The sequence below is a fragment of the Parasediminibacterium schistidii genome (genome assembly GCF_046546515.1).
In the GTDB taxonomy this organism is placed as follows: Bacteria; Bacteroidota; Bacteroidia; order Chitinophagales; family Chitinophagaceae; genus Parasediminibacterium.
The window spans coordinates 24,126-35,491 of record NZ_JBKHKJ010000036.1; the positions used below are offsets into that span (position 1 = coordinate 24,126).

Consider the following 11,366-nt stretch of genomic DNA (forward strand, 5'->3'; position numbering starts at 1 on the left):
TTAATGTGCCTCCAACCAATTTTCCCCAACGCCTACTTCTGCTTCCACGGGTACATCATTTGGTAGAATAAGGGCTGTTTTCATGTTCTCCAAAATTAATGGTTTTAATATGTCCACTTCTTCTTTCAAGGCATCAAATACCAATTCGTCATGCACCTGCAAAATCATTTTCGATTGCAGTTTTTGTTCTTTTATGGCGGCATGAATTTTTATCATGGCCAGTTTTATCATGTCGGCAGCAGTACCTTGTATGGGGCTGTTCACTGCATTGCGTTCTGCATAGCCCCTAACGGTGAAGTTACTAGAGGTAATATCCCTTAGCCAGCGTTTCCTGCCTAAAAGGGTTTTTACATAGCCATGCTCCTGCGCAAAGTTGATGGTGTCTGCCATATAGGTGGTAATGCCCACAAATTCCTTTTTGTAGTTGTCTATTATTTCCTTTGCCTCAGTGCGGCTTATGCCTAGGTTGTCTGCCAGCCCAAAAGCCCCCTGCCCATAGATAATGCCAAAGTTTACGCTTTTGGCTTTGTAGCGTTGTTCTTTGGTTACTTCTGCCTCGTCTATGCCATATACTTTTGCAGCCGTTGCCGTATGTATGTCTTTGCCCAGCCTGAATGCCTCGCACATATTGGGGTCGCCACTAATGGCGGCCACTATGCGTAGTTCTATCTGGGAATAATCAGCACTTACCAAAATGTGGTTACTATCTCTTGGTATAAAGGCTTTCCTTATTTCCCTGCCCCGTTCTGAACGGATGGGTATGTTTTGCAAGTTGGGGTTGTTGCTGCTAAGCCTGCCTGTTACAGCCACTGCCTGTGCATAGCTGGTGTGTACCCTGCCCGTTTTGCTGTTAATCATCAGGGGAAGGGCATCTATATAAGTACTTTTTAGTTTGGTCAATTGTCTAAAGCCCAAAATATCCGCTACTATCTTGTGCTGGTGCGATAGTTTCATCAACACGTCTTCGCCAGTGGCATATTGTCCTGTTTTTGTTTTCTTGGCTTTGGGGTCTAATTTTAATTTATCGAACAATACCTCGCCTAATTGCTTTGGCGAAGCCAAGTTAAAACGAACGCCAGCTTGGTTATATACATTTTCCTCAAATATTTTTGCCTCCCTTTCCAGTTCTACGCTATAGTCCTTCAAAAATGGCATGTCAATCCGCACGCCTTCAAACTCCATGTCCGTAAGCACTTTTACCAATGGGTTCTCGGCTTTTTCCAATACCTCGCCCACTTCTTTTTCTGCTACAAGTGGCTCGAAAGTATGTTTTAGCTGGAGGGTAATGTCGGCATCCTCGGCGGCGTATTCTTTTATCTTTTCTATCTCTATGTCACGCATGGTAAACTGCACTTGCCCTTTTACCTTTTTGCCAATCAGTTCCGCTATATGTACTGGTTCATAATGCAGGTATTGGCTACTAAGCAAGTCCATGCTGCGGCGGCCTTCTGGCTCTATCACATAATGGGCAAGCATGGTGTCGTACAAATTGCCTTTCAACTCAAAGCCGTACCATTTCAGCATCAGTAGGTCGTACTTTATGTTTTGCCCTACCCAAATAATATTTTCATTGTCAAACAAAGGTTTTAATTGTGTAAGTATACCTAATACGCCTTCTTTCTCCGCAGGGCAGGGGACGTAATAGCCCTCGCCTTTGACTACAGAAAAACTAAGGCCTACCAATTCTGCTTCGTTTGCATCGATATGAGTAGTTTCGGTATCAAAACATATTTCGGAGTAGGATTGCAGTTCACCAATAAGCCCACTAATTTTATTGGCAGTATCTATTACTTCGTACTGGTGCGGCGTGGTGTGGATAGTAGCCATCGCACCCACGTCCCCTAAAGGGGGGATTGAAAGCGCAGCACCACTCGCAATTTCTTCATTAATGATGGATGGCGCTTCTTGTTCAAATATACTCCCAAACAAACCGACACCGCCTGAACTTGACGCAGCGACAGAAGCCCCTCCTTGCGAGGGGGCTGGGGGAGCATCAAACAAAGAACCTTGGTTGGTAGCTGCTTTGCTTGTGCTGCTTTTCTTGTTGGGCGAAAGGTTGAGGGGAGCTGCCACAGGCGGCGGTATGGCGTTCAAACCTAGCCGTTGTGCCATTGTCCTGAATTCCAATTCTGCAAAAATTTCCTGCAGGGCTTCCTTGTTCCATTCTTTCAGTTTATATTCTTCCTCGTGAAATGCTACTGGCACATTGGTAATAATGGTGGCCAGTTTTTTGCTCATGATGGCATTTTCCTTGCCAGCCCTTATTTTTTCGCCCAATGCACCTTTTATGGTTTCTGCGTTGGCCAGCACGCCTTCCAGTGTATCGTATTCTTTTAGCAGCTTGGCTGCTGTTTTTTCGCCCACGCCTGCAATGCCGGGTATATTGTCAACCGCATCGCCCATCAACCCCAAAATGTCTATTACTTGATCCACCCGGTCTATGTTCCATTTGGCACAAACTTCTGCTGGGCCCATAATTTCCACGTCGCCGCCTTGGTAGCCGGGCTTGTAAATGTTAATGCCATCCCTTACCAGTTGGCCATAATCTTTGTCGGGCGTTACCATAAATACTTCGTAGCCAGCATCATGTGCCTCCCATGCCAAGGTGCCTATCACATCATCTGCCTCATAGCCAGTAACGCCTACAACGGGTATGTTGAACGCTTCCACCAGCCTTTTGATGTCTGGTATGGCAAGTATCAGGTCTTCCGGGGCATCTTGGCGGTTGGCTTTATAGTCGGCAAAGTCGGTATGGCGTTCTGTTGGGCCCTCCATGTCGAAGCATACGGCCAGGTGGCTAGGCTTTTCTTTGTTCATCAAGTCAATCAAGGTATTGGTAAAGCCAAACTGGGCATTGGTGTTGCGGCCCTTGCTGGTAATACGGGGGTTGCGTATCAATGCGTAGTAGGCTCGGAAAATAAGGGCAAAGGCATCAAGCAGGAACAATTTCTTTTGCATGAAGCTAAGGTAAGGATTGAGGGTGTAAGCCGGAGCATTTTTTTATTAAAGCGAAGGGAATCCCCATCCCCTAAAGGATTGAAAGCCAAACGGAGAGATTAATTACCCTGGCCTAATGGCCACCCCCGTGAGGGCAATTGTGCTTGCTCAGTAGATACCTAAGGAACATTGTCAAAATAACTTTCCCCAATTAGGCCTGTCAGGTAGGTTGTTCAGAATAGGCTTTAAAGACTTCGTACAGTTTTAAGCGAAGGTTTAACCACAAAGAACACAAATTTTTTCGCAAAGAAGCACAAAGGAAGCTGACTTTAGGGCAAAACGTTCCACTTAAAGGGCACAAAGAATGGTGCAGCTTGACTACTCAATAGGAAATTTACTCATGCGTAAGTAGCTCAAAACTGTACTAAGAAGCTCCCATGATTCTGAACAGCTTACCTGACAGGTCATGCAGGTAACCCCCTCACAGATCTACCCTTTATCCAAATTTTATTTTAGGGTAGACACAATAAATCGGTTAAGGAATCGTTGTTATTGTATTGTAAATTTGAGGGCGATGAAATTGGTATCGATAGGGGATTTTCCCGTTTTGAATTTTGGGGACAAGCGGCGGGACGAGCGTTTTGTGAAAATAATCAACAATGTTGTCAGCCGGCCAAGCAGCAGTATCCCCCAGCAAACGGGCAACTGGTACGAGACGAAGGCAACATATAATTTCTTTAAAAGCAAATCGGTCAAATTGAAAAGCATCGAGGAGGCGGTACAATCGTATGGTGGCAGCCAATTGGCAGGGTTGAAGAAGGTACTGGTAGCCCATGATTTTTGCCAAGTGAGCTTTAATGGGCTGGATGCAACCGAAGGGCTGGGCTACCTGGCCAACTCGTCCTCCCTTGGCATCATCACTTACAATAGTATAGCAGTAAGCACGGAAGGCGTGCCGCTTTCGCTGCTGTACCAGCATACGTTTACCCGCGCATTGGAAAACCTGGGCAAGGCAGAAAATCGGCATGGCACCACTTTTGAAGACAAAGAGAGCTACCATTGGTATAAAGGGATGGCAGCAGCCAGCAAATCACTGGGCAGTGAAGTGCAGGCGGTGCATATTGCCGACAGGGAAGCCGATATTTATGAGTTGTTTGCTGCCGCTGAGCCAGGGCATTCCGATTTGTTGATACGCTCTACGCACAACAGGAGGCTTAAAAGCAGTGGTGCTGAGGGCAGCGAGGAGGCTGGTTGTTTATGGGACAAGCTGTCTGGCAGCCCTGTGGCGGCGGAGGTGGCGTTGAAAATACCGGAGGCACGCAGCACCAAGCGGGTGGAGATAACAGCATCGGTACAGTTTGAAAAGGTGGTGGTACAAAAGCCGTCAAGCAGCAAAAGCAAGCAAGAAAGCGTGGGGTTGACAGCCATATTGCTGCGGCAGGTATCGCCCAAGGAGGACTGGCAGGAAGACCCTGTGGAATGGAAGCTGCTGACCAGCCTGCGCGTGGAAAGCGTGGCAGATGCCCTGCAGTGCGTGCTGTGGTACTGCTACAGGTGGCTGATAGAAAGGTTCCACTATGTGCTGAAAAGCGGCACAGGGGTAGAAGACCTGCAATTGGAAAAAGCAACAAGCCTGCAAAAAGCCCTACACCTGTACAGCATGGCTGCCATGGAGATAATGAAGCTTGCCTACCTGTCAAGGGCAATGCCAGCAGCCAGCTGCGAGCTAGTGCTTACAAAAGAGCAATGGGCGGTGCTGTACATGCTTACTTTCAAAACAGCGGTATTGCCCGAAACGCCGCCAACCATGGAGGAGGCAACCAAATGGATAGGCAAACTGGGTGGCCACCTAGGAAGGACTGCAGACGGGCCGCCAGGCGTAAAGGTTATTTGGAGGGGCTATAGGAAACTGATTGATGCAGTGGAAATGTATGCAATTTTAACCAAAGAAAAATTTGGGTAAAGGGTAGCTCACAGATAGGGGAAAGTTATTTCGGTAACGTAACTAAAGGGGGAGAGAGTGTAAAATAAACTGTGTCAAGAATTAAATTATTTAATTTGTAAACACAGGATATGGAACAGCATTCAAATGCAGGCTTCGACTACGAATTGGCGAAGCACAAAGTAAAGGAACAGCTACGCAGTGGCAAGTCGTTATTCAGCAAAGGCGGTGCATTTCCACCTTTGTTGGAGGAAATGCTGAACTCCATCCTTGAAGGGGAGTTGGATGCCCACCTTGATGCTGGGGAACGAAGTTTGGGCAAACGCAAGAACGGCAAGGGGAGCAAGCGTTTGCGTACATCGTCAGGTGACATAGAGATCAATACGCCCCGTGACCGTCTGGGCAGCTTCGAGCCTGAGATGGTGAAAAAGCGGGAAACAATCATGGTGGCGAGCCTTGAAGACAAGATAATAGGGCTCTACGGCCTTGGCACGAGCCTTCGGGACATCAGCCAGCACTTGAAAGAAACTTACGACACGGACATTTCTGCCACCACTTTGAGCAGCATAACGGACAAGGTGGTGCCTTTGGTGAAGGAATGGCAGCAACGCCCCTTGGAAAGCCTTTACTGTATCGTTTGGCTCGATGCGATGTACTACAAGGTAAAAGAGGATGGGCGCACACAGACACGTTGCATGTACAATATCCTGGGCATCAACAAAGACGGGCACAAGGAAGTGCTGGGCATGTACGTGTCACAAAGCGAGGGTGCCAATTTTTGGCTGGGCGTCATCACGGATTTGAAACGCAGGGGGATAGACGATATACTGATAGCCTGCATCGACAACCTCAAGGGCTTTGACGAAGCCATCCGCACCGTGTACCCACAAACAGAGGTACAGACCTACGTGGTCCACCAGATACGCAACAGCCTGAAATATGTGGCCAGCAAGGACCAAAAAGCTTTCATGGCAGACCTAAAGCCTGTTTACAAAGCCAGTGACGAACCTCAGGCTTTGGAGGCTTTGGGCGTATTAAAGGAAAAATGGGGGAAGAAATATGCCATCGTGACAAGTTCATGGGAAAACAACTGGCACAAGTTAAGCACCTATTTCAAGTACCCGGATGGTATAAGGAAGCTCATCTATACCACCAATACCATCGAAGGCTACCATAGGCAGATAAGGAAAGTGACCAAGAACAAAGGGGTGTTCACCAGCGACATGGCTTTGCTCAAGCTCATTTACCTGGCCACTGAAAGGATACAAGGAAAGTGGACAATGCCATTGCCCAACTGGGCTGTCTGTGCTGCACAGCTAAAGATTATATTTGCTGACAGGATGAAGACAGACATCTAGGCTTACCGTACAAAAGAGGCGGTGCCTTGCTCTGTGAGGGAGCCGTCACCGCCTCTTTTGTACTCAACCCTAATAAACATTTGACACAGTTTAATTTACAGACCCGTAAGTAAAAGCTATACTTTCATTGGCTCATCGTTGCCGTATCGTTGGCTGCCTCCCCACATTCACAACCTTACCTTCTAGCTTTGGGATTTCCCATACATTTGATGGGTGTTGGCCCTTTCTTTGTGCTTTAGCAACCACACCATCCGATAACGTTCCCAGTAAAGATTGCCAAAAAACTAAAAAATCCACAATCAAATTATACCAATAGCATTAACTTCGCCACCCATTTTTAAACGTAGCTTACATTGGGTGTCATAAATATATTTTTTACTACTTACTTTTTTTAATAATGGTTAAAGACGAACAGGTTTTACAGGACGTTGTAATAAAGTTTGCAGGCGACAGCGGCGATGGGATGCAGCTTACAGGGCAGCAGTTTACCAACAATACCGCAATGTTGGGGATAGACCTTGCTACTTTCCCCGATTTCCCTGCCGAGATTAGGGCACCGATAGGTACTTTGCCAGGGGTGAGTGGATTCCAAGTGCATTTTTCTTCAAACAAAGTATTTACCCCAGGCGATGCTTGCGATGTACTGGTGGCCATGAACGCTGCTGCACTAAAAGTAAACCTGAAAGGGCTGAAACGAGGTGGCAAAATAATTGCCAACATAGATGGTTTTGATTCCAAGAACCTGCGCCTTGCCAACTATGCAGATGGGATAAACCCATTGGAAGATGGCAGCCTAGAAGGCTACGAGCTGATAAAAGTGGATGTAACCAAGCTTACCCGCGAAGCCCTGAAAGACAACCACGATCTAGGCACTAAAGAAAGGGATCGTGCCAAGAATATGTTTGTACTTGGGTTTATTTACTGGATGTACAACCGTGATTTGTCTAGCACCATCGATTTCCTAGAAGAGAAATTTGGCAAAAAAGAAAGTATCCTGCAAAGCAATATCAAAATTTTGCAGGCAGGTTATAGCTATGGCGATACCACAGAAACTTTTAGCACTCGCTATACCGTGGAAAAAGCCAAGATGGAGCCTGGTTTGTACCGCAGCATCATGGGCAACCAAGCATTGTCTTATGGTTTGATAGCCGCTGGGCAGAAAAGCGGCCTGCCTATTTTCCTTGGCACATACCCTATTACCCCAGCTTCTGACATATTGCACGAACTTACCAAATACAAAAACTTTGGTATAAGGTCGTTCCAGGCAGAAGACGAAATAGCAGCTATTACTTCTACCATTGGTGCCAGCTACGGCGGCAGCCTAGGCATTACAACTACCAGCGGTCCCGGCATGGCATTGAAAGCCGAGGCCATGGGTCTTGCAGTGATGCTGGAAATACCTTTGGTAATTGTGAACATACAGCGTGGCGGGCCATCAACTGGCTTGCCCACCAAGACAGAACAGAGCGATTTGATGCAGGCGTATTATGGCCGGAATGGCGAATGCCCCATGCCTATTGTATCTGCATCTACGCCTAGCGATTGCTTTGATGCTGCTTTTGAAGCCGTGCGGATAGCCGTGCAGCACATGACACCTGTTATTTTATTAAGCGATGGTTATATAGCCAATGGCGCAGAGCCGTGGAAGTACCCTACCAGTGCAGATTTGCCAACTATTGAAGTGCACTTTAAGGAAAGCCCCATAGAAGGTGAGGAAAAGTTTATGCCTTACCGCAGGGACGAAAAACTAGCACGCCCATGGGCGGTGCCAGGCACAAAAGGTTTGGAGCATAGGGTTGGCGGCTTGGAAAAACAAGACATAACAGGCAATATCAGCTACGACTCTGACAATCACCAGCACATGGTGAAAACACGCCAAGCCAAAGTAGATTTGATAGCAAACTATATCCCCCTGCAAACCATTGACAGCGGCCCCAAAAAAGGCAAGGTTTTGGTAATTGGCTGGGGCAGTACTTATGGTGCTATTAAAAGTGCCGTGCTAGACTTGCAAGCCCAAGGCCACGCCGTGAGCCATGCGCATATCCGTTACATACGCCCTTTCCCTAAAAACTTGGGTGAGATTATCAAGAACTTTGACAAGGTACTGGTACCGGAAATAAACAATGGCCAACTGGTAAAAATAATCCGTGACGAATTTTTTGTAGATGCAAAAGCTTACAACAAAATAATGGGCATACCAATTACCAAAAGCGAATTAATTACGACTATTACAGAAATGTTGTAGGAAATATTATAAAACTATTTAGAAAAAGGCAACCTCAGAAGGGTTGCTTTTTTGTTGTTGCCAATCTTTTCTCAAAGGATATCCTAATCTTATTATCTTTTCAATAAATATTTATAAACGAACAGGTTAATTTCAAAAAACCTATTTACTTTAGCTACCTAAATAAAAAGCTATATGAAAAAAATGTTTATGGTACTATTGGGCGGTGTATTGTTTGCTACAGCCAGCCTTGCGCAAACAATGCCTTCCGTGGATAAAATGAAATCCATGAAGATGGATGCAAAAACAAAAGCCGATCAAACAAAAACGGACGCCAAAGCCTCTAGCGACAAAGCAAAGGCTGATGGGCATAAAATGATGGCCAAAGGCAAAGACACTGCCAGCAAGATTAAAAAAGACGGTACTGCCGATATGCGCTTTAAAGAAAACAAGCTGAAAGCAAAAGCAGATACTATGGGCAAAAAACTAAAAAAAGACGGCACGCCAGATTTGCGTTACAAAGCGAATAAAAAAGCATAACCAAGGTATTTATAAAATAAAAAAGAGAGCTTTAGGCTCTCTTTTTTATGTCTAGCTGGCGTAGATATAATTACTGCGTTTTCCAAGATGTGTATGTAGTGAAATTAACCTCAAAAGTGTTTAGCGAATTTCTAACCCTAAACCCTATAGGTTTGTATGCCACTTACTTGCTTTATGCTTCACACCCAACTTTCGCCTTATAACTTACCACTTATGCCCAATTTATCCAACACCACTTTACTCATTAAATAATATGCCTCATGGCTATAACCAGCTATATGCGGGGTTATGATTACGTTTGGCTGTGCCAATAACCAATCCAATTGCTTCTGTTCTTCAGCGGTATAGCTGGATAGTTTTTCATTTTCCAATACATCCAAGGCTGCCGCTTTTATCTTTCCGTTTTGCAAGGCACGTATCAAGGCAGCAGTATCTGTTACCTTGCCACGACAGGCAGTCAGGAAATAAGGTTTCTTTTCCAAGGCATTAAAAAAATCATCATTAGCCAAATGGAATGTTTCCTTGGTTAAAGGTAGGTTCAGGCTTATAACATCTGCTTGTTGATAGATTTGCTCTTTATTAGCTTCTTTTATAAAACCGCTGGAGAAGCCTTTTTTAATGGTATCATTTGCTAATAAGGTAACATTAAATGGTGCCAACAGCCTTGCAAAAGCACCGCCTGTGTTGCCAAAACCAATAATGCCTACCGTCTTGCCCGTTAGCTCATCGCCGCGGTTCTCGTTCCTAATCCATTTACCTTCCTTTATTTCTTGGTGGCTGCTGTTTATCTTGTTCATCAGGCATAGCAAAAAACCAAGGCTGTGTTCTGCCACGGCATTGCGGTTGCCTTCGGGGCTGCTTACGCAGGTAATGCCTTTCGCTTCGGCAAAAGGCACATCTATCAGTTCCATACCGCTGCCCAATCGGCCAATCCATTGCAGTTGGGAGGCTTTGTCAATCAGGGCAGCGTCTATGCTAAGGCGGGTAGTAATAATAAGCCCTGTGGCATCGGCAATAATATCCCCCAATTCTGAGTAGGTAATTTCGGGCAAGTATATCACTTCATACCCCTTTTCTGCAAGGGTGGTGGCTAAGTAGGGGTGTGCCTTGGCGGTAATAATAACTTTCTTCAACTATTCTTATTTTAATGCTTTAACGGCAAAGAACACAAAGGTTTCGCAAAGTTCGCAAAGATTTTTCTGAATTGAGGCAAAGAGGCAATAAGATAAAGAGTGAGACAAGAATATAACCGAAATATATTGCGTAACCATACGACTTTATGATTTAAGAGTGCCTATTCAACCTCATTAGCGTTTAAGTGCGAGTCGTCGGTACCCATTTTAAAGGTAAGGGCTGCAAATTCTTCAATGCTTACTTGTTCCGCGCGCTTGTTGAAAAAGGGGTCTGCCAATACATCAGGCAGGAACAAGCTTTTAACTGCGTTACGCAGCATTTTGCGGCGTTGGTTAAACGCCATTTTCACCAATTGCACAAAGGCTTTTTCACTTTTTACAGTATAATGGGTTTGCTTTCGCGTTAGCCTAATTACCCCACTCATTACTTTGGGAGGAGGGGTGAAACTTTCTGGAGGAACATCAAAAAGGTATTCCACGTCATAATAAGCCTGTATCAAAATACTGATGATACCATAAACCTTACTGCCTTCTTTGGCTGCCACCCTCATGGCCACTTCTTTTTGGAACATGCCAATTACCACGGGCACTTGGTCTTTCCAATCCAATATTTTAAACAGTATTTGCGATGATATATTGTAAGGAAAATTGCCTACCACAGTAAAGTTGCCCTCAAAAGGGGGATCAATATGCAAAAAATCGGCATGGATTATTTTACCTGCTATAGCTGGGAATGTTTTGTGCAGGTAGACTATTTTTTCATCATCTAGCTCTACTGCTTTAAAGTCGAAGCCTTTTAGCGGCAATAGGTATTTGGTTAATGCACCTGCACCTGGCCCTACTTCTACCAACTGGGCAAAAGGCTGCTGCTGCAATGCAGCCACTATTTGCTTGCAAATATGTTCATCCTTTAAAAAGTGTTGCCCCAGCGATTTTTTGAGTGTGTACTGCATTTTGGCAAAGGTAAAAGAAAGAGTGGAGTTGGGGTTTATATTATCATTCTTGTTTTAGCCCTTATTAGGCGAATCGTTCTTAACCCAAATTTTGCAAAAGCACTTACAACTTTTTGAAATGCACCAGTTATGGGTAGGTGGTATCGGAAAAGATAATATGCAATTCTATTGTTTTTTTTTGAAGCACTTTAAAGTGCTTCAAAAAAAGTGCTTCAAATAGTTAGGTGTTTCTTTGGATGCTAGCATAAAATGAATCCTTTTATTGTACTGAAAAACGGC

At 45.1% G+C, this 11,366-nt stretch carries 7 protein-coding genes; 4 read left to right on the top strand and 3 right to left on the bottom strand.

The features are described 5' to 3' along the window. The gene (gene polA / locus ACHFIY_RS16935; RefSeq protein WP_410847304.1) at nt 1-2,958 is read right to left on the bottom strand and encodes a DNA polymerase I; all 2,958 of its coding nucleotides are present in this window, start codon (nt 2,956-2,958) and stop codon (nt 1-3) included. 553 nt (nt 2,959-3,511) lie between these two features. On the opposite strand from polA, the gene ACHFIY_RS16940 reads away from it, so the two are divergent. The 4 genes from ACHFIY_RS16940 to ACHFIY_RS16955 all read left to right on the top strand — a co-directional run bounded on the left by ACHFIY_RS16940 (nt 3,512) and on the right by ACHFIY_RS16955 (nt 9,001). Beyond that, the gene (locus ACHFIY_RS16940; RefSeq protein ID WP_410847305.1) at nt 3,512-4,900 is read left to right on the top strand and encodes an IS4 family transposase; all 1,389 of its coding nucleotides are present in this window, start codon (nt 3,512-3,514) and stop codon (nt 4,898-4,900) included. Between the two features lie 110 nt (nt 4,901-5,010). Beyond that, nucleotides 5,011-6,237: an IS256 family transposase gene (locus ACHFIY_RS16945; protein WP_410847306.1), complete on the top strand. Its 1,227-nt coding sequence runs from the start codon at nt 5,011-5,013 to the stop codon at nt 6,235-6,237. 397 nt (nt 6,238-6,634) lie between these two features. Then, nucleotides 6,635-8,482, top strand: a complete 1,848-nt coding sequence (locus ACHFIY_RS16950; RefSeq protein ID WP_410847307.1) for a 2-oxoacid:acceptor oxidoreductase subunit alpha — start codon at nt 6,635-6,637, stop codon at nt 8,480-8,482. 174 nt (nt 8,483-8,656) lie between these two features. Next, nucleotides 8,657-9,001, top strand: coding sequence for a hypothetical protein (locus ACHFIY_RS16955; protein ID WP_410847308.1), 345 nt, complete (start codon nt 8,657-8,659; stop codon nt 8,999-9,001). 197 nt (nt 9,002-9,198) lie between these two features. On the opposite strand, the gene ACHFIY_RS16960 is transcribed toward ACHFIY_RS16955, so the two are convergent. Next, entirely contained in the window at nt 9,199-10,134 is a 936-nt protein-coding gene (locus ACHFIY_RS16960) for an NAD(P)-dependent oxidoreductase (protein ID WP_410847309.1), read from the bottom strand. A gap of 161 nt (nt 10,135-10,295) precedes the next feature. Then, complete coding sequence (rsmA, locus tag ACHFIY_RS16965) at nt 10,296-11,087, bottom strand: 16S rRNA (adenine(1518)-N(6)/adenine(1519)-N(6))-dimethyltransferase RsmA (protein ID WP_410847310.1); 792 nt, start codon at nt 11,085-11,087, stop codon at nt 10,296-10,298. Nucleotides 11,088-11,366: the final 279 nt, after the last annotated feature.